The 20,316-nt window shown below is 38.5% G+C and carries 20 protein-coding genes; 6 read left to right on the top strand and 14 right to left on the bottom strand.

The features are described from left to right. Position 1: 1 nt before the first annotated feature. Positions 2-892, bottom strand: a complete 891-nt coding sequence (locus tag GN303_RS06310) for a glycine--tRNA ligase subunit alpha (RefSeq protein ID WP_110438318.1) — start codon at positions 890-892, stop codon at positions 2-4. Positions 893-1,093: 201 nt separating this feature from the next. On the opposite strand from GN303_RS06310, the gene GN303_RS06305 reads away from it, so the two are divergent. Further along, positions 1,094-2,002 (top strand): DUF2076 domain-containing protein, encoded by a 909-nt coding sequence (locus GN303_RS06305; RefSeq protein WP_110438317.1) that lies wholly within the window; start codon positions 1,094-1,096, stop codon positions 2,000-2,002. A gap of 143 nt (positions 2,003-2,145) precedes the next feature. Here the strand turns inward: GN303_RS06305 and GN303_RS06300 are convergent, their stop codons facing one another. The 3 genes from GN303_RS06300 to alaS form a co-directional block, all read right to left on the bottom strand. Next, a complete protein-coding gene (locus GN303_RS06300) occupies positions 2,146-2,991 on the bottom strand; it encodes an exonuclease/endonuclease/phosphatase family protein (RefSeq protein ID WP_146206648.1) in 846 nt (281 codons plus the stop codon). 16 nt (positions 2,992-3,007) lie between these two features. Next, positions 3,008-3,697, bottom strand: coding sequence for a carbonic anhydrase (locus tag GN303_RS06295; RefSeq protein ID WP_110438315.1), 690 nt, complete (start codon positions 3,695-3,697; stop codon positions 3,008-3,010). A gap of 147 nt (positions 3,698-3,844) precedes the next feature. Continuing rightward, a complete protein-coding gene (gene alaS, locus GN303_RS06290) occupies positions 3,845-6,496 on the bottom strand; it encodes an alanine--tRNA ligase (protein ID WP_110438611.1) in 2,652 nt (883 codons plus the stop codon). A 162-nt stretch (positions 6,497-6,658) separates the two neighbouring features. Here alaS and tenA point away from each other — a divergent pair, with 162 nt between their 5' ends. Then, complete coding sequence (tenA, locus tag GN303_RS06285; RefSeq protein ID WP_110438314.1) at positions 6,659-7,366, top strand: thiaminase II; 708 nt, start codon at positions 6,659-6,661, stop codon at positions 7,364-7,366. Here tenA and GN303_RS08945 read toward each other — a convergent pair. The 3 genes from GN303_RS08945 to aroB all read right to left on the bottom strand — a co-directional run bounded on the left by GN303_RS08945 (position 7,355) and on the right by aroB (position 10,991). Beyond that, positions 7,355-7,777 (bottom strand): GtrA family protein, encoded by a 423-nt coding sequence (locus GN303_RS08945; RefSeq protein WP_110438313.1) that lies wholly within the window; start codon positions 7,775-7,777, stop codon positions 7,355-7,357. The genes tenA and GN303_RS08945 overlap by 12 nt on opposite strands. A 102-nt stretch (positions 7,778-7,879) precedes the next feature. Next, entirely contained in the window at positions 7,880-9,037 is a 1,158-nt protein-coding gene (locus GN303_RS06275) for an OmpA family protein (protein WP_110438312.1), read from the bottom strand. A gap of 301 nt (positions 9,038-9,338) precedes the next feature. Further along, on the bottom strand, positions 9,339-10,991 hold the full coding sequence (gene aroB, locus GN303_RS06270; protein WP_110438311.1) for a 3-dehydroquinate synthase: 1,653 nt from the start codon (positions 10,989-10,991) through the stop codon (positions 9,339-9,341). Between the two features lie 163 nt (positions 10,992-11,154). Here aroB and GN303_RS06265 point away from each other — a divergent pair, with 163 nt between their 5' ends. From GN303_RS06265 to GN303_RS06255, 3 genes are all read left to right on the top strand, one after another. Continuing rightward, positions 11,155-11,463 carry a hypothetical protein gene (locus GN303_RS06265; RefSeq protein WP_110438310.1) on the top strand — a complete coding sequence of 103 codons (309 nt, stop codon included), beginning with the start codon at positions 11,155-11,157 and terminating at the stop codon, positions 11,461-11,463. Between the two features lie 14 nt (positions 11,464-11,477). Next, positions 11,478-12,371, top strand: coding sequence for a tyrosine recombinase (locus tag GN303_RS06260; protein ID WP_110438309.1), 894 nt, complete (start codon positions 11,478-11,480; stop codon positions 12,369-12,371). A 106-nt stretch (positions 12,372-12,477) separates the two neighbouring features. Then, positions 12,478-13,434, top strand: coding sequence for an acetyl-CoA carboxylase carboxyltransferase subunit alpha (locus GN303_RS06255; protein ID WP_110438308.1), 957 nt, complete (start codon positions 12,478-12,480; stop codon positions 13,432-13,434). Between the two features lie 12 nt (positions 13,435-13,446). On the opposite strand, the gene GN303_RS06250 is transcribed toward GN303_RS06255, so the two are convergent. Next, complete coding sequence (locus tag GN303_RS06250) at positions 13,447-14,205, bottom strand: competence/damage-inducible protein A (protein WP_110438307.1); 759 nt, start codon at positions 14,203-14,205, stop codon at positions 13,447-13,449. Positions 14,206-14,407: 202 nt separating this feature from the next. On the opposite strand from GN303_RS06250, the gene GN303_RS06245 reads away from it, so the two are divergent. Continuing rightward, positions 14,408-15,319, top strand: a complete 912-nt coding sequence (locus GN303_RS06245) for an SMP-30/gluconolactonase/LRE family protein (protein WP_110438306.1) — start codon at positions 14,408-14,410, stop codon at positions 15,317-15,319. On the opposite strand, the gene GN303_RS06240 is transcribed toward GN303_RS06245, so the two are convergent. The 6 genes from GN303_RS06240 to GN303_RS06215 form a co-directional block, all read right to left on the bottom strand. Further along, a complete protein-coding gene (locus GN303_RS06240) occupies positions 15,308-16,315 on the bottom strand; it encodes a bifunctional GNAT family N-acetyltransferase/(deoxy)nucleoside triphosphate pyrophosphohydrolase (protein WP_110438305.1) in 1,008 nt (335 codons plus the stop codon). The genes GN303_RS06245 and GN303_RS06240 overlap by 12 nt on opposite strands. Before the next feature lie 63 nt (positions 16,316-16,378). After that, positions 16,379-17,128 (bottom strand): TlyA family RNA methyltransferase, encoded by a 750-nt coding sequence (locus GN303_RS06235; protein ID WP_110438304.1) that lies wholly within the window; start codon positions 17,126-17,128, stop codon positions 16,379-16,381. Positions 17,129-17,156: 28 nt separating this feature from the next. Beyond that, positions 17,157-18,065 carry a polyprenyl synthetase family protein gene (locus GN303_RS06230; protein ID WP_110438303.1) on the bottom strand — a complete coding sequence of 303 codons (909 nt, stop codon included), beginning with the start codon at positions 18,063-18,065 and terminating at the stop codon, positions 17,157-17,159. A gap of 17 nt (positions 18,066-18,082) precedes the next feature. After that, positions 18,083-18,313 (bottom strand): exodeoxyribonuclease VII small subunit, encoded by a 231-nt coding sequence (locus GN303_RS06225; RefSeq protein WP_110438302.1) that lies wholly within the window; start codon positions 18,311-18,313, stop codon positions 18,083-18,085. 101 nt (positions 18,314-18,414) lie between these two features. Next, on the bottom strand, positions 18,415-18,639 hold the full coding sequence (locus GN303_RS06220) for a sulfurtransferase TusA family protein (RefSeq protein ID WP_110438301.1): 225 nt from the start codon (positions 18,637-18,639) through the stop codon (positions 18,415-18,417). Positions 18,640-18,706: 67 nt separating this feature from the next. Beyond that, positions 18,707-20,128, bottom strand: a complete 1,422-nt coding sequence (locus GN303_RS06215; protein WP_110438300.1) for an amino acid permease — start codon at positions 20,126-20,128, stop codon at positions 18,707-18,709. Positions 20,129-20,316: the final 188 nt, after the last annotated feature.

Raw genomic sequence — 20,316 nt, 5'->3', positions numbered from 1 at the left:
ATTATTTTTCCTCTGCCAGCCAAGTTTCACAACATTGTTTTGCCAAATTACGAATGCGACCAATATAGGAAGCGCGTTCATTCACGCTGATGACTCCACGGGCATCAAGCAGGTTGAATAAGTGGCTTGCTTTCAAACACTGATCGTAGGCTGGCTGAGCAAGTTTCTGTTGGACCAACGCATTGGATTCTTTTTCTGCATCCTTGAAATGATTGAATAAAAGGGTCGTGTCTGCACATTCAAAATTGTAACGGGAATAATCCTTTTCAGCCCTGAGAAAAACCTCTCCATAGGTCAGACCGTGATCATTGAAGGCCAAATCATAGACATTCTCAACGCCCTGAATATACATGGCCAATCGTTCAAGGCCGTATGTAAGTTCAGTTGAAGGAATAGAGGTTGTTATCCCGCCAACCTGCTGGAAATAGGTGAATTGAGTGACCTCCATACCGTCACACCAAACCTCCCATCCAAGTCCCCACGCGCCAATTGTGGGATTTTCCCAGTCATCTTCAACAAAACGAATATCGTGCTCTTTTGGATTGATACCGATGGCTTTATAACTTTCAAGCAATAGTTCCTGACTATTCTCAGGGGATGGCTTCAGTAGAACCTGATATTGATAATAATGTTGTAAACGGTTGGGGTTTTCACCATATCGTCCATCTGTTGGACGCCGACAGGGTTGAACATAGGCCGCTTTCCAAGGTTTGTCGCCCAACGCTCGTAATGTCGTGTGTGGTGATAATGTTCCCGCGCCGATTTCAAGATCATAAGGTTGTAATAATGCACAACCTTGAGAATTCCAGAATTCATGTAACTTTAAGATCAGTCCCTGGAATGATAACGTTTTTTTTGTTGAAGCTGGTTGAAAGGGTGTATGCGATGGCATGAATTATATAATTCCAAAAGAATGCAAAAATAACGAATAATAAGTGTTAATTATTTTTTAGTCTATCGATGGTTACGAATAAGATTAAATAAATAATACGATCTTGATGATATGACAAGAAAAGTGAATCATCTTCAAAAATTTGTCTTATAATTAAAATACAAAGAGAAATCCAAAGATAATTTTAAAGGTTAATCAAAGATGAATAATGACGAACAGCAATTGATCAATCAATTTTTTGAACGTGTCAGTGGGAAAAAAACAGCTTCTCCAAATACGGTTGGAACAGCCAGTCCGTTACCCCCTATTGATTCTGAAGCCAATCAACTGATTAACAGTAATTTGCAGAAATATCCTGAAGCGGGTTATCGTATGACACAAATGGCCATTGTTCAGGAAGCCGCCTTGGTTGAATCTCAGAATCGTATTCGTCAGCTGGAATGGCAATTACAGCAGATGCAACAACAGATTCAACAGCTGAAACAGGCTCAGGCCCAATCAAGCCAACCTCGTTCAGGAGGATTTCTGGGAGGGCTTTTTGGTGGCGGAAACCGGTCGCAAACTCAAATGTCGCCTCAATCCCAACAAATGCCGCCAGGGTGGGGAGGAAATCCTAATCGGCCACAACCACAAACAAATCAGTCTATGAATACTCCTTATGGACAGCAACAACCTCCGGCTGTGAATTATCCCCCAGGTTATCAACGAGGAATGTTTAATCGGGGTGGAAATGGATTTTTAGGCAGTGCATTGTCAACGGCAGCTGGTGTTGCCGGGGGTATGATGGCTTATAATGCATTGAGTGGATTGTTTGGTGGCCATCATGCAGTTAATGGTGCTGCACCAATGTCTGCTGCAGATCCGAATGATCCGCTTGCAGGAACAGCAGCTGGCAGTGATCCCTTTACGGGTGAGGGTACCGCAGTTGATCCGAATTTTGATGCTGGTAACAATTCTGGTGCCGGATTTGATAATTATGCTGATGATGGTTTCAGTAACAGCGGAAATGATACAAATTGGGGTAATTCTGGAGATTCTGCTGATTGGGGCTCTGATGATGGTGGTGACTGGGGTGATGATGATGGAGGCTGGGGAGACGATAGTTTTTAATATTAACTGATTTCATTGTCTAAATCATAAAAGGGTTAACCTTTCTTGCGAGATTGATCCTTTTAAAAATTAGGTGATAAAAGGCTTTTATTATTGAGGAAATTTAAAAAATCTTAGGTGAAAAAAGAACAAATCATTTTTTGTTATAAAGACAAATTTAAAGAGACAGGACAATGATCTGACAGATCAGCATGCATCATATATTGTTTTTCTTTGTATACCAATACTTTTAACGTATTAGGAATAGTGGATTCACTTAAGATTGGATCCAAAATAAATCCATCGAGAAAATAATTGCCTCCCCAGCATGGTGAAGCAAGTTGAGATGTTGGGATTGATAAACTAGATTCTGTTGACAAGGATTGAAAAAATTCATCATTAAATGACACTATACGGTTAAAATCTCCTAAAATAATGAAAGCCTGTTTGTCTTTTATTCTGTCTGCAATCCATTTTTGGATAATTATTTTCTGTTGATTCAAGATATTACATGCTTTTTGTTGGGAATAAAGAGATCTTTCAGGGCAATGAGCCTTTAAATGTACAACCAGAATTCGAATATTTATGCGATGATCGTATAGGGTAAGATCAAGACCACTTCGTAAAATATGGGTTTTGTCATTCTTACTCAAAGCGGTAAGATCAGGGTTTTTTATAATATTGTAAGAAAGTTTTTTTCGAATGGCCAAAACAGGATGTTGGGCGATATTATCCTGAGTTATATAAAAATCATATTGGTCTTCAGGAAGGATTCGTCTTGCGGTTTCGACTGATCCCACTTCCTGTAAGGCAATTATATCGCTGTTCAATTTTCTTGCATATAAAGACAATCTTGTGAAATTCTTGGAGTGTCTTGCTTGAATATCATTTGGTATTTCATATTTATCAAAATCTGATTTTGATAATAACCACTCTGTGTTCCAGGTGGTTATCTTGATTGTTCTGGCATGCAGCGTAAAAGATGCAAAAAAAGCAAACCAGCAGCTCAATACAGCAATAGTTTTCTTAAGATTTGGTATTTTGGTTGATACGATTCTGCAACATAAAAATAGCTTCATCGACGGTCATATCATTTCTTGTTTCTTCATCTAACACATAAATCTTACCTTTTGGAATATCATAATACCATCCTTGAAGTATGATTTCTTTTTTTGCCAAGGCACCCGCAACTGAAGGATGAGTTCTTAAATGTGCAAGTTGAAGCAGGACATTGTGTTCCGTTAAACTTTGGATGCTTTCGGGGCCGACATCAGTGGCAGAAAGTGCATCCGTAATGGCATGGGCTGTTTCGGCATATTGCAACCATTTTCTTACGGCTGGCATTGAATTCAATTTTTCAGGATGTATAAGGGCACTCATCGCGCCACAATCAGAATGTCCACAAATAATAATTGTAGAAACCTTTAGGGCGGAAACTGCATATTCAACTGCGGATGTTACTCCTCCGAAGCTGTTACCATAAGCAGGTACAATATTGCCAATATTACGCAAGACAAATAAATTTCCGGGAGGTTGCTGGGTCAGGGATTCAGGACTTATTCGACTGTCTGCACAAGTTATGAAAAGTGTTTTAGGGGATTGTCCATTGGCAAGTTGACAATATAATTCTTTACGTTCCGGATAAATATCCGTTCGAAATTTCTTTACACCTTTTAAAATATCAAAGAGGGTTAGTTGAGGGTTGTTTTCCGACATATTGTGATCTTTCATTTCGGAATGAATTGAACAGCTAACTGTATGATATTATGTACAATTTTACGGCGAAAGTATGATCATGCAGGATAAATAACCAATAATTATAATGAAAAAGCAGGCCATGATGAGCCTGCCTTGAATTCAGTATCATAAAGAATTGATATGGCTTTTTATTTTCTCAAAAATATCATTTGCCTTATTAATATCAGGTCCTCCAGCTTGCGCCATATCTGGTCTTCCACCACCACCTTTACCGCCCGCAATCGAACTCGCCATTCTAACCAAATCAATTGCACTTACAATTTTGCTTAATTCAGCAGTTACGGCAACAACGATGGATGCTTTGTGACCAAAGGATGACAATACGACAGCTATTCCATTTTGAAGCTGTTTAACAAGACTTTCAGCCAAAGGTTTTAATTCTTTTGGCGGGATTTCACCAACATCACGGAAAATAAGTTCAATGCCATTGATTGTTTCAATGTCATTTTGCATGTCTTTGCCGATTGTCAATTGGTGCTGCAATTTGGATATTTGCTGTTTTAGCTCTTTTCTTTCGTTTAATAAGAACTGCACTCTATCGGTAAGTTGTACAGAGGCAGTATTAAGAAGAAAGGCTATTTCATTTAATATATTTAAATTCTGTTTGAAATAATTTTCCGCGGCCAAACCAGCAACGGCTTCAATGCGTCTTATTCCGGCAGCCACCCCGCTTTCAGAAATTATATGAAATAAACCTATATCTCCGGTGCGATTGACATGGGTTCCACCGCAAAGTTCAATGGACCATGCCGTTTGTGGATTGGCAATATCATTTCCATTTCCCATTGAAACCACACGGACTTCCTCACCATATTTTTCATTGAACAATGCTATTGCACCAAGTCTACTAGCTTGTTCCGGCGTCATGATTTGCGTTCTGACCGGTAAATTTTTCCGGATTTGTGCATTAACCTTAGCTTCGACAATATCCAGTTCATTGCGTGTAATCGGTTTGGAGAGACTGAAATCAAATCTTAAGCGTTCTGCTGTATTCAGACTTCCTTTTTGGGTGACATGTGTCCCGAATTGTTCTCTCAATGCACGATGTAACAGATGGGTGGCAGAATGATGTGCCTGAATTGTCTGTCTGTAAGCAGTATCAATTTCAGCCGTGACCGTATCATTGATTTTAATCTGGCCTTTTTTTACAATTCCATGATGAAGGATCAGTTCGCCAAGTTTCTTCTGCGTATCTTTAATCTCGATAATACTGCTTTTATTGAAAATGATTCCTTGATCCCCAGCCTGACCACCACTTTCACCATAAAAGGGGGTCTGGTTTAACAAGATACTGATTTCTTTACCTTTTTCTGCTTGGTTTACCAATTGACCATCAATGATAATTGCCTGAATTTCAGCATCAGCCCTATTATTCTTGTATCCAAGAAATTCAGATGATCCAAATTTATCCTTGAGTTCAAACCATATTGTTTCAGTTGCATTATCACCGGAACCAACCCATGCGGCTCTGGCTCGGTTACGTTGTTCGGCCATGGCTTTATCAAAACCTTCGTGATCAACGGTCAATCCTTTTTCACGAAGCGCGTCAGCTGTTAAATCCAGAGGGAAACCATAAGTATCATACAGTTTGAAAGCAATATCACCAGACAATTTACCATGTGACGGTAATTTGCCGCTTTCCTCATTCAAAAGGGAAAGACCCCGATCCAGCATTGATTTGAAACGTTGTTCTTCATTGTATAAGGTTTCAGAAATCAAAGTTTCATAATGTATCAGTTCAGGATAGGCGCTTCCCATTTCCTCGATTAATGCAGGTAAAAGCTTGTAAAATACCGGTTGTTGAGTGCCGATCATGTGTAAATGACGCATGGCTCTGCGCATAATACGACGTAATACATAACCTCGTCCGTCTTTGGACGGTAAGACACCATCAGCAATAAGGAAAGCCGAAGAGCGAAGATGATCTGCAACGACACGATGACTGACTTTATGGGGACCAAATGGATCTGTATTAGTAACTTCAGCAGATGCCCTGATCAAGACCTGAAAAGTATCAATATCAAAATTGTCTCTTTTCCCTTGCATAATTGCGGCAAATCGTTCCAATCCCATTCCTGTATCAATTGATGGACGGGGTAAGGGATTTCGTGTACCTGGTGGATATTCAAAATATTGCATGAAAACCAAATTCCATATTTCTACGAAACGGTCTCCATCTTCGTTCTTGGATCCTGGGGGGCCTCCAAATACATCTTCGCCATGGTCATAGAAAATTTCTGAACATGGTCCACATGGGCCTGTATCTCCCATACGCCAGAAGTTATCTGAACTGTTAATACGGATAATACGGTCATCGGAAAAGCCAGCTATTTTTTTCCATAAATTAGCTGCTTCATTATCATCCGAATAAACGGTGACAAGGAGTTTTTCCCTGGGTAATTTAAATTCGCCAGTGATTAGGTTCCATGCCAGATAGATTGCTTTTTCCTTAAAATAATCTCCGAAAGAGAAATTTCCGAGCATTTCAAAAAAAGTATGATGACGAGCGGTATATCCAACATTATCAAGATCATTGTGCTTGCCACCAGCCCGAACAACCTTTTGTGCAGTTGTGGCACGTGAATAGGGACGTTGTTCCTGTCCGGTAAACACATTTTTGAATTGTACCATTCCTGCATTTGTAAAAAGCAGAGTAGGGTCATTCTGGGGAACCAAAGATGAGGATGGTACAATTTGATGATCATTTTTAGAAAAATAATTCAAAAAGTGCGACCGTATTTCATTTGTGCTTGGCATTGTTGTGGACATGGTAGAATGAACAATCCTGATATGTTAAAATAATATTTTAAACGAACTGGATAAGAGTAATATGGAAATTAATCTAACCGTATATATTATTATTCAAAATGTTTTTTATAGTACAGCTATTTAAGCTTTTGTCATGAAAGTCAAGATTTAATGTTTGATAATGATAAAAATACGTATTCTTTATTTTCTGAAGGATTATTTGGTCGGTTACGACAGGATTGCCAGAAGGAATGGCAACAATTTATCCATCATCCGTTTGTCAAGGCGCTGGGTAAGGGAAGCTTGCCGGCAGAGGAATTTAGAAAATATCTAGTTCAGGATTATTTATATCTTCTTGATTACAGTCGTGTTGAGGCCCTAGCGATTTATAAAAGTAATTCATTATGGGAAATGCAATATTTTTTATCATTATTGAAAGGGCTTATCGAAATAGAGCTTCCATTGCATTTATCATATTGCAAGCAATGGGGAATAGAAATTGATTTTATTGAAAATGAAAGGAAATCAATCGAGCTTATTGCATACAGTCAATATTTGCTTACAAAAAGTATGCAGGGTGATTTGTTAGATATCGTAATTCTAATACTACCATGTTTGATAGGGTATGGTGAAATCGGTTTGAATTTATTAAATGATCAAGAATTTGATAAAAGGGACCATCCGTATTTATCTTGGTTGGAAACGTACGGAAGTGATAGCTATTACAGTCTTGTAAAGAAAAGTATTATGTTTCTGGATCAAATTGCTTTTCAGTATGGGGCGGAACAACGTTATCCAATGATTCTACGTAAGTTTAAGGATGTTGTTCAATTGGAAACTGCCTTTTGGAACGTTGGAAAAAATAATTTACCTTTTTGATATAGAATCATTATAAACCAATTTGCGCGATAAATGGAAATTCGCTAGCATTCCAGTCATTGCACCAATAATTAAAGGTATAAAAGCATAGTACCTAAAAAACGAATTTAGGAAAAATAAAAAGAAAACAACTCCTCTATTGCAACAAAAACCAAGAATATTGGTCATAATAAATCGTATCCATTGTGTAAAAATAGAATGACGATGATTAATATTTCCAAATGTCCAGAGTCTGTTTATGAACCAGTTAGAACTTGCGGCTATAAAATAAGCAGCAAGGGTTGCCATGGTTAATCCAGTTAAGGGTCGTAACAAGTATACAGCTAGAATATCAATTCCCAGACCGGATGATCCAACAATACCAAATTTGATAAATTGAAAAAATTGTTGTTTATGACCGATTGATATCAAAAAGAACCTTCAAAAATAAATTGGCCTGATTGTTTTTCAAAATAAAAAGAGATACTTAATTCTAAGTATCTCTTTTACATTATTCAGATAATTTCTTGAAAATTATTTAAGAATAATTTCTACGCGACGGTTTTGTGGTTCACGTGTATTTGGTCCTGTTGGAACCAATGGATGAGATTCACCATAACCGTGAATATCAATTGCTGTTGCTGGAACACCGTCACGGATTAATTCAGCTTTCACGCTTTTAGCACGTCTAATTGAAAGACCCATGTTATAGCGTTGACCACGAGGACCTGGATGTGCAGAAGAGTTATCTGTATATCCGTTAACTTCGATACGTGTTGTTTGAACACGTGTTGAAGCCTGAGCAGCTTCTCTTACGATTTCACGTGCACGAGGTGTCAATGCTGATTTGTCGAAATCGAAGAATACTAGGTAGGTGCGAGCTACAGATGGTTGTGGTGGAGCAACTACAGTTGGTGGAGCTGGAGGAGGTGCTGGTGGTGCGGTGTCAAATGCATAACGCAGACCCAGAATAAATTGATGATTGAAGCGGTGATCCATTTTAACGCCTCTGTGGCTGTTATAATGATTTCCGCCAACCCATGCACTTGAATTGTATGAACGATGATCATCCAATTGACCCATCATACGGTATTCAGTTGTAACTGCCAATCCTGGAACGCCTGGGATATCATAGGCGGCACCGACGATACCTTGATAGGCAAAGCTTCCACCTGTTCCACCGATACGGTTTTTATTGCCATTACGGTAAACTGTATCTAATGGAGCCATATTTTGCCAGAGATAACCGGCACCAATACCCACGAATGGGGTGACAGGGACGTCAATGCCGAATTGACGCAAGTCAATATCATAAAGAACATTGATCAATCCGCCATAACCTTGGTCATGTCCTTTGGTTTTGTATGCGGAAACAGGGGTTCCATGACGTCCGCTGATGTTGGAGTAGTTATAGACACCTTCAACTTCCACGCGGAGACCGTTACCAAATCCCCAACCAAAAGAACCCATGGTTGTGAAACCGGTATTATGGCGCAGTTTTGATGAGGTTCCCTTACCGTTATCAAGCCTGCCACCGGCATTGGTACCATTTTTGAAATGGGCATGTTGTGTTTGAACAAGGTTATAACCGCCACCTAAGCTAACATAAGGGCCAGTAATTGTGCTAGCCATCGCTGCGGCGGGAGTAGCAACCGCGAAAGTCGTTGCAAGCAATGCAGTGCGAAGACGCATCTTGACACATCCTTCTTTTATAAGTTTCGAGCGATAGACCGCCAATTAAGGCGGAAGCTCTTTAAATTTATACTCTATAATTTACTATAATCTATATCTTTGAAAAATTAGAAGAATTTTAATGCGGTGATTATAGTTATTAATGTAATGTAACTAAAAAAACACAGAAAAGGTCTTTACCTTCTAATTTCTATAAAGATTTTCAGATATTCGGCAATTTATAAAAGATTTTATTGAATGACAATCTTTCATATATACTTTATTGATTAGAATTAATTCATGTGTTTTATATGCAACAATTTTAGTCCTGTATACAACCGTCCTCGATTAGGAGATTGTACAGCTGTTTTTCACTAACATCTTGTGATGTGAAAGCTTTTCCTATCCCATTGACAAGTATAAACGTTATTTTATTGTTTTGGCTTTTTTTATCATGTTTCAAATGATTAAGAAGATTTGAGGCCCGTATGGGTTGGGGAAGCCTTTTTATTGTAACAGGTAGGTTTACAGATTCGAAATGATGAATGACACGTTGTGTGTCTTTCTCCGGACATATTCCCATTTGAGTGCATAATTTGAAAATCAGGCAGCAACCCAGTGCAACGGCTTCTCCGTGCAGTAAACGACCATCATAACCCAGTTCCGCTTCCAGGGTATGTCCCAAGCTGTGACCGAGATTCAGGAGGTTTCTGCCTGTCGATTGCTGTTCATATTCATCATTTTGAATAACCCTTGCTTTAAATTGACAAGCCATTTCGATGGCCTTGGCCAGACAAGCATGTTCTTTACTTATGATTTTTTTACCGTTTTTTTCACACCATTTGAATAATTCTGGATCATTGATCAAACCAGCTTTAACAATTTCTGCATAACCTGCCTGTAATTCTCTTTGAGGGAGTGTGTCCAAAATCTTTGTATCTGCGAGAACGGCTTCTGGTTGGTAAAAGGCCCCAAGCAGATTCTTACCCACCGATGTATTGATACCGGTTTTTCCGCCTACGGAAGAATCGACTTGAGAAAGCAGGGTGGTGGGGATTTGAATGAATGGCACTCCACGTAACACGGTGGCAGCTGAAAATCCTGCCAAATCTCCTGTAACACCACCACCGAATGCCAAAATCGTTGAATTTCGCTCAACCCCTTTTTCTAACAATGTTTGCGTGACTTTTTCATAATATTGAAAGGATTTTGTTTTTTCCCCAGGAGGAAGCAGGATAACTTCATAATTTACGTGTACTAAATCAAGACTATGGATAAGTTTGTCCAGATGAAGGTCGGCAACTGTCTGATCCGCCAGAATAAAAACTTTCTTTTGCTTTAATAAAGGTAAAATCAGTGTTCCACATTGCTGTAATATATCAGAACCAATGATTACGTCGTAATGATTTTTTGACAGGGTTATGGGTAAAATATGCATTTTACTTGAATTTTCTAGAGCTGAGATAACAAGATTAATTGTTGTATCAATGTCTTTATCCTTACATTCAACGACAATATCTGCCTCGGCATAGACAGGGTAACGTTTTTCCATAAGGGAGGAGAGTATTTCTTTTTTATTATTGACATTCAATAAGGGGCGGTTGGTATTTTTGGAAACGCGCTTGAAAAGTGTTTCCAGATCACAATGTAGCCAAAGGGTGGTTGCTTTTTCCTTTAAGGTTTTTCTTGTCTTCGGATGCATGTAAGCTCCACCACCTGTTGCGAGAATCAAGGGGGCTTGATCCAATAAACGTTGGATAACCTGGTTTTCCACACGACGGAATTCCTCTTCTCCATATTGTTCGAAAATATCGGCGATACTGCATCCAGCCGTAATTTCTATTTCTTTATCCGAATCGATGAAGGGTATGGAAAGCAAGTCTGCAATTTTTTTACCAATCGTTGTTTTTCCAGCCCCCATCAGACCGATTAAAACAAGTGGTCGATTTAGTAATTTGCTAGGTATATCAGTCATGTGGTCGATCAAATACAGGAATAAAAATTGATAAATTGAGATTTTATTTAATTTTTGAAAGAATTTATAAAATCCAGACTATTAAAAATTAATTGTAGTATGGTATGAAATCAAGCTGTTATTATTAAAACATCAACGAGTAATTTTACATCAGGAAGCCATAATGCGTCGATTATTTGTTATTCTCTTTGGATTAATAGTTATATTGCTTGTGGCAGGGGTAGTGTTTTTTGGCTTGCAAACACCCGAAACGCCGATCAGAGAAGTTCACAAGGTTATTTCCATTCCCAAAGCCCAGCAACATACAACCTTGCCATCTGTACCTGTTGTCCCTGGCGCTCCCCCCATTATCGTTCCCTACAACAATGCAAACGCTCATAATGCTTCAGCGCCTGCTCCTATGAACACTCCAACAATTCCCCAGCCTGGAAAAGTTCCTGGAAATGCGTTGAATACAATGCCCAATCAATAGATTTTGAATAAATCATGAACAGGGATCTGATTGATTTCTTTTTGGAAATGCTGGTGGCAGAGAGAGGGGTTACCGCAAATACATATCAGGCGTATCAAACTGATTTAAAAGATTTTATGGATTATTTGCAAGCCAGAGATCTAGAAATAGACAGGGTTTCTAAACGTGATATTCATCAATATTTTGAATTTTTGGGTCGAGAGGGAAAAACAGCGCGAACAGCAATAAGAAGGTTATCATGTCTGCGTCAGTTTTATGGTTTTTTGGTTCAGGAGAATATTCGCTCCGATGATCCCACTTATTTAATGCAATCCCCCTCTTTGCCACAATCATTACCCAAATATCTGAGCGAACAGGAAGTTTTTAACCTGTTATCAGCAAGTGAATTCCTTGACGATTACAGACGGTCACTTGTTGCCAAGGCAGCTTTGGAAATTCTGTATAGTTCGGGATTACGCATATCTGAGTTGTTATCTCTGCGCAAGGACCAGATTCAGCAAGCAACAAAAATTTTGCGAATATACGGAAAAGGCAGACGTGAAAGGTTAATACCTGTTTCAGATGCAGCGGTAAAAGCGGCATTGGTGCTTAAAAAAAATGATGCGAGTTTAAAGAGTGTCTTTCTGTTTCCTGGACGAAACCCGCAAAATCATTTAACGCGGCAGGGATTTGATAAAATATTGTTCGAAGTCGCATTAAAGGCCAATCTTGATCCTTGCAGGCTGTCTCCCCATGTTTTACGTCATTCATTTGCCAGTCATATGTTGGCACATGGGGCAGATTTGCGTTCATTGCAGATGATGTTGGGGCATGCTGATATTTCGACGACACAAATTTATACCCATTTACAGACTGAACACCTAAAAAAAATAGTGCAGGATTTTCATCCCCTGAGTATGAAAAAATAATTTTATTAAAAAAATATTGTAATTTATACAATTAAAAATTTATTTGATTGATAATATACATTACACTGATCTGTTATTAACGTTTAATTGGTAATCTTTTATAATCATGCGTCAATTTTTGGACTTTGAAAAATCCGTTGCAGAACTCGAAAATAAAATTTATGAATTGCAACGTGTTGAAACCGCCACAGAAATTAATATTGCCGAAGAATTGCAAACGCTTACGGAAAAGGCTGAAAAACAGCTGCGAGTTATATATAACAAACTAACACCCTGGCAAAAAGTTCAGGTGTCACGACATGCGCAACGTCCGCATGCTTTGGATTATATTAAAGGTATGATTGAAAACTTCATGCCATTGGCAGGGGACCGTCTTTATGCAGAAGATCATGCCATTATCGGTGGATTGGGAAGATTCAAAGGGCAATCTGTTATTGTGATCGGGATAGAGCGAGGTTCCGATCTTGATACAAGACTAAAGCATAATTTTGGGATGGCCAGGCCTGAAGGATATAGAAAAGCTCAACGTTTAATTAAACTGGCAGGACAATTTAATTTACCGATTATCATGTTGATTGACACGCCAGGAGCATGGCCTGGGATTGATGCGGAACAACATGGTCAGGCTGAGGCCATTGCAAAATCAATTGAGACATGCCTTAGGGCAACAACTCCCATTGTCTCCGTTATCATTGGTGAAGGTGGATCGGGAGGGGCAATTGCTCTGGCAACGGCTGACAAAATTCTGATGCTTGAACATGCGATTTATTCAGTTATTTCTCCTGAGGCTTGTTCCTCCATATTATGGCGGGATGCATCACAAGCGGCTCAGGCGGCAGGCGCATTACGTTTGACGGCTCAGGATTTGTTGAAATTCAAATTAATTGATCAAATTATCGAGGAACCGGTTGGTGGAGCGCAACGAGATCCAGAAACTGCGATCAGTAATGTTCAAAAGGCGATTGAAGCTGCATTTGGCGAACTCGCCTTAGTTCCAGAACAGGTTCTTCAGGCTAAACGTAGAAATAAGTTCCTCGCTATGGGGCGTGAGGAAATAAACTAATTAAACCTGGGTTTAAATGGGCTCACCCTCTTGCGGGTCGTATCCCATCCGGATAAACAACTGATGGATTTGTTGAGCGGCACGCTGAATAGCATCTTGATCCTGACCTTTGACAACTAATGCTATTCCATTTTGATCTTCATTTTTGTAAAATGGATAGGATCCAATATCAAGGTTATGAAACTGATCCTGTATATGTGCTAGATCATGCGCAATTTTACCTTCAGAGGCATGAAGAGCGTACCAGCTTTTTGAAACAATTGGCTTGCCATGGTGTAAGGTGGGCAATATTTGATCAAACATTGCACGCATGATTTGGGGAACGCCAGCCATAACATATACATTGTTGATTACATATCCCGGCGCTACGGATACAGGATTAGGAATGGGTGTAGCCCCTAATGGGAAACGAGCCATTTTTCTATGGGCGTCATTATATTTTTCCTTGCCAATATGTTCTTCCAATAATCGGGATATTTCTGGATGAATTGGATTGGGTACACCAAACGCTTCTGCTATAGCCTCGGAAGTTATATCATCATGGGTAGGACCGATTCCCCCTGTAGAAAACACATAATCATATGCAGCACGTAATTCATTAACTGTTTTGATGATTATTTTTTGATCATCAGGAATGATACGGGTTTCTATGAGTTTAATTCCGGAACAGGTTAATCCTTTCGCAATATAATTTATATTCACGTCTTGGGTACGGCCTGAAAGAATTTCATTTCCGATAACCATAATTGAAGCAGTTGGATTTAGAGTCATTTTACAAAAGTCCAATTGTTAAAACAGTTACAATATTTAAGTATTGAAAAATTACAGAGAATTATATTTAAAATTAAGAATTGTTTAAGAAAATTCCAAAGTAAATGTTTAGTATAAACAGTTTTATGTTAAAATAATTATTATTGCAAATATTGAATTTCTTTTTGTTTAATTTAAAAAGCCTTTCAAAAAGGGGTTTATAATGATTACAATTAATTCGTCATGTCCATCCGCCATTTGGGAAATCCAATCAGAATTGGGGGAGGGGGTTATGTGGAATGCCTCTGAAAAAGCGGTTTATTTTGTTGATATTGAGGGCAAAAAAATTCATCAATACCGCTTAAATGACAATCAGAAGAAAAGCTGGAATACTCACAAGAAACCTACATTTTTTTTTCCAACCAATCGATCTGTTTATTTATGCGGTATGGAAGACGGTTTATATTGGTTTAGCCTATTTAATGGCAGTGTGACGTTATTTTATCCCTTAGAGGAAAAATTTCCAAATAATCGAATTAATGATGGATATATTGATGCCAAAGGTCAACTTTGGTTTGGATCAATGGATGAAAAAGAAAAAAAATTAACAGGATCGCTCTATTTGTTAAAATGGGATCAGGCTAAACCTTATGTAATAAGGCAGGATAGGGAATATGCGGTACTTAATGGGCCTGTAATTGATGAAGACAAACAGATCCTATATTGCAGTCATTCCAATGCACATGAAATTTTTTCGTTTGATATTGAAGATGGGCAAAAACTTGCAAACAAACGACTTTTTTTAAAAGAAATGGAAGGATATCCTGATGGCATGGCGCTTGATTGCGAGAACAATCTGTGGGTTTGTCTTTATCAAGGACATAAAATAAATGTCTATTCCTCTGATGGACAAAAATTGAAATCAATAGATTTTCCTTGTCCGAATTTAACCAAAATAGCTTTTGGTGGTAATGATTTAAAAACGGCTTTTGTTACATCGGCACGTGCCAAAATATCAAAAAAAGATCTTGAAAAATATCCAAAAGCTGGTGTCTTATTCACTTTTGACAATAATATTGCTGGAAAAAGGCAGAATATTTTTCATATTCCTGACGAGGTAAGATTAGAAGAGTAAATCCTTCAAGAGTGGAATAAATGGTTTGTCAGCCTCCAAGACAAGATAACGGTCAAGCTCATTGGCGGTAACCCATGCAAGTTGCTGTTTTTCTCTTGGTATGGGGTCATTTTTCCAACGATGACATACATATAATGGCATCAATAAATGAAAATCCTGATATTCATGGGATGCGAATGTGAATGGGGCGAGACAGCTTTTAGAAATATCGACATTTATTTCTTCTTTCAATTCTCGAATCAATGCTGTTTCAGGTGTTTCCCCAGGTTCAACTTTTCCGCCCGGAAATTCCCACATTCCTGCCATTGATTTTCCCTCCGGACGACGGGCGAGTAAAAGCCTACCTTCAATATCAATAAGTGCGGCGGCTACAACTAATAATATTTTTTTTTCTTTTGATGTATAAATATTTTGATTGGGTGTGAGATTGTTGGGACAAATATCTTCCCGTTGTAAAAGGAAATATGAGACGGGTTGTTCAACAGCACGAGCTAAAAATTTCTCCTTGCCCTGACCATAGGGTTGAAAATCACATTTTTTCAAAACCGTTATAGAGGCAATATTGTCATCAGCGGCAGTGGCATGAATGTAATTGATATTTAGATTGGCTAACGCCCAATTTGTTAAGCGTTTCAAGGCTCGGGTAGCGATATTATTGCCCCAGTATCTCTGAGCAACCCAATATCCTATTTTGGCAGATTGTTCTGCCATATTCAGGGTTAAACCTATACAACCTACAACTGTGTCCGGATTGGTTTGTGTATCGATAATTGAAAAGTGATAGGATTGTCCTGCCTTGATTTGCTGAAGGGTGGTTTCAAACCATTTTTCCAATAATTCTTGTGAGTAAGGAAATGGCACGTCACTCAGCATTTTTGCAATATTCCAATCATTAATATGATTATGTATGCTTTTGATATCCTTTTTTTGGATCAATCGTAAAAGATATTGATCAAATTGTAAGGTTGGAATGGATAAATGCTGATGTATAACCATTTATAAACACTTTGATTCAAAAAATTAACTTTAAATAATATAAGGGAAAAGTTGTTTTATGATTTACGGGGATTCTTTACGTGCGGCTATTAGAAATTCCTTATTGCCTTCAGGGCCGGTAATGGGACTAGTCTCAATTCCCAATACTTGCCAGTTGGGCAGATTTTGCCACCAATTATTAATGTCCTGGCAAATTTTTGTATGAATCTCAGAATCGCGGACAACTCCTTTTGATCCAATATGTTCGCGTCCAGCTTCAAATTGTGGTTTGATCAACGCTATTGCCCATCCGCCAGTTTGACACAGGGATAAGGCGGCAGGTAAAATTGTTTTTAGACTAATAAAGCTTGCATCACAGACGATGACTTGAACGGGATCCGGAATTATTTCCGATGTAAGATAGCGGGCATTACATTTTTCTTTCACGATCACGCGTGTATTCTGACGTATTTTCCATGCCAATTGTCCATGCCCAACATCGACTGCGTATACCTTATTCGCTTCATTCGTTAATAAAACATCGGTAAACCCTCCTGTGGAGGCCCCGATATCAAGGCAATTTAACCCCCTGGGGGATAAATTGAAAGATTTCAATCCATGATCCAGTTTTAAACCACCACGCGATACCCAAGGATGTTCTTGATTTTTAATAGTAAGTTCAATGGTTTCAGATACGATATCCCCTGCCTTATGAATTCGACGATCTTTCGTAAAAACCAGCCCCGCCATAATCAAGGCCTGCGCTTTTGTACGACTTTCAACCATGCCTCTTTCAAAGAGAAGTATATCGACGCGTTTTTTAGTGTTAGCCATTATTGAATGAGTATTTGTTTATTGTAAATCAATTTCTTCTGGTAATAACATAATTTGCCAAAGCGCGTAAATTATCGGCGGCGGATCCGAAAGGTTCTAAATGACGGATGGCTTTACTGATAAGTCTGTTTGCTTCCTTTTTTGCATCTTCAATTCCAAGCAAAGAAACGAATGTTGATTTTCCAGAGGCATTATCCTTACCGGCTGTTTTACCAAGTTCCTCTGCACTTGCCGTGGCATCAAGAATGTCATCAGCGATCTGGAAAGCTGTTCCCAAATCTCGACCATAGCTGATGATATGATTGCGCAAGTCGGTATTTGCCTGGCCTAAAATGGCTCCAGCTTCAGCGGAATAACAAATTAGGCGGCCTGTTTTCATGGCATGCAAGTTGATTACCTCAGGAAGGGTCAGATGACGATTTTCACCTTCCATATCAATAACTTGTCCACCGACCATCCCATTGGATCCACTTGCTTCAGCAAGGGACTTAACCAGTTCAATACGAATATCCGGGTTTTCGCTGACATCTTCCCATGTTAAAATTTCGAAGGCTTTGGTTTGTAAAGCATCACCGGCAAGAATGGCAATCGCCTCACCGAATTTAATATGGGTGGAGGGTTTTCCCCGACGCAGATCATCATCATCCATTGCCGGTAAATCATCATGAATTAATGAATAGGCATGAAGCATTTCAACAGAAGCGCCCACATAAAGCGCGCTTTTCATTGGGATATTGAAGAGAGAAGCGACTTCTGTAACAAGATAACCCCTTAATCTTTTCCCCCCCCCAAGTACAGCGTAGCGCATTGCCTCAATCAGATTTGCCTCGCCCCCCTTCATTCTGGGAAGGAATTTATCAAGTGTTGTTTCAAGGCTTTGGGCACGTGATGAAAGCGATTGATTAAGAGACTGATTTTGTGCTTCAACAGAAGTCATGGTAATTAACCCTAAATTTATTCAATAGTTTCAGTATCAAGGCTTTGGTTATCTTTTTCGACAATCATTTTTACCCGAGCCTCGGCTTCATTCAATTTTTTTTCACAATAACGTCGAAGTAAGGCACCGCGTTCATAAGATACGATGGCTTCTTCAAGTTTTTGTTGTCCAGTTTCCAAATTATGAACGATTTTTTCCAATTCATTTAATGCATCCTCAAATGAAAGGGAAGAGAGATCATCTGTCATGTTGAACTTCCAACAAGTTTATATCTGATAAATATTATTTCTTTATACCTCTTTTGAAAAAAGAAACCAATTTATAGATTTAAAAATTGTTTTGTGCAATTTTACTTTTTTTTAATTAGAAAAGATAAATTATTTCCCTGTTCTGAAAAAGCAATCAGTGAATGACCAGTTTTACGACAGAATTCATGAAAATCCTTGATTGTATGACGATCTGTCGCCAAGACACGTAAACAATCCCCAGGTTCAAGAGTTTGTAAAACCCGATTAGCCTTCAAAATAGGTAAGGGGCATCGCAAATCTTTGAGATCTAAAATAATTTCACCCATATCAAACCCTGTAACTATAAATTAAAAATTATTATCAGAATTATAAATATGAGCAAATTGATGAATTTTAAACCACAGATTTGATTTTATTGTATCGACACATAATGATTCGACAGATACTTATCAAAATTAAGGTAAGGCAGCTGAGTGTAATTTGATTTCGACTGTCATGATTAAAAAACATGGCAAGAATCACCATGGCAAACGACATGATTGTAAACCAGGATAGATAAGGGAAAAACCACATCTTAAATGTTAGTTTTTGTTTGGTTCGTTCCAATTTTGAGCGAATTACGATTTCAGATAAACCTATTGCAATATAGACAAACAGGATAATGGATCCAGCGCAGCTTAAAATATAAGTGAAAAAAACTTTTGGCGAAATTACCGAGAAAATCGAAATTATTATACCGATGATGGAGGCGGTAATAATTGCTCTTTTGGGAACGCCATTTTTATTGGTATGAATTAGCCATCTGGGTGCATCATTAAATTCTGCCAGTTCAAAGAGTGTACGGGAGGTTGCGTAAATAGATGAGTTTAAGCAAGAGAGAATAGCAATCAGGATGGTCATTGCCATAATATCCGAGGCATATGGAATTTCAAGCTTTTGCAAAACCATTAGAAAAGGTGATATCCCCGGGATTACATAATTCCAGGGCAGGATAGAGACAATAATTCCAATTGAAATAACGTAAAAGGTGATAACTCGGAAAATAATTGTTTTACTGGCATAAGCGACATTCTCCGCAGGTTTATCGGATTCAGCTGCCGCTATGGTAGCCACTTCGGATCCAGTAACTGTAAATAGGATGGTTGGAATGATTGTGAAAACGGCAAGAATGCCTTTTGGAAAAAAGCTTTGGAAATGCCATATATTATTAATTTTTGTTGTGTAATATCCACCCAAATGGCTTATTGCTATACCGCCAAGAATAATAAAGGCCGTAATAGCTAGGATTTTAAGCAGGGCAAACCAGAATTCAAATTCACCATATCCCTTGACAGAAAATAGATTGGTTATCATCATGATAATAACCAATAAAGGTCCCAGAACCATGGTTGCCAGAAATGTGTATTGTTCGGGAATATGCATGTAATGTAGTAAAATAATACCACCGGCTATGGCCTCGGCAGCAATGGCAGAAATCCAGAAAAGCCAGTACCCCCATCCTAATATAAAGGTAACATGATCGCCAAGTCCACGGCGGATATGATTGAGAAAGGAACCTGCCTCTGGTTTTTCAATAACCAATTCGCCAAGCATTCGCATAACAAAAAAAATGAGAAATCCAGTAATGACATAGGACAAAAGAACAGCAGGTCCCGTTTGCTTAATTGAGGCAGAGGCACCTACAAAAAGACCGGCCCCAATAATACCACCGATAGAGATCATGATAATATGGCGGCGTTGGAGGGTGTGTGCTAATTGCCCATCGGAATATGAAAGGGCTGTTTTTTCTTGATGTTTTTTTTCTTGCAATGCCATTTTCCCATATTAAAATTTGTAGATTAATTTTGTAATAATAAAATGTATGTAATATTTAATCCTGAAATAGGAGGTATAAAGGAATTTTAATTATCTTTAAAGATAGATAATTGTTATTATATTTCGCAATTTGAGTTTTTAAAGGTTGAGTATTGTAAAGAATTAATCACGATAATGTTAGTTATGTA

The sequence above is a fragment of the Commensalibacter melissae genome (assembly GCF_009734185.1).
GTDB lineage: Bacteria > Pseudomonadota > Alphaproteobacteria > Acetobacterales > Acetobacteraceae > Commensalibacter > Commensalibacter melissae.
The sequence above is the reverse complement of the archived record's forward strand: the minus strand, read 5'-3'. Positions and strand labels throughout refer to the sequence as shown.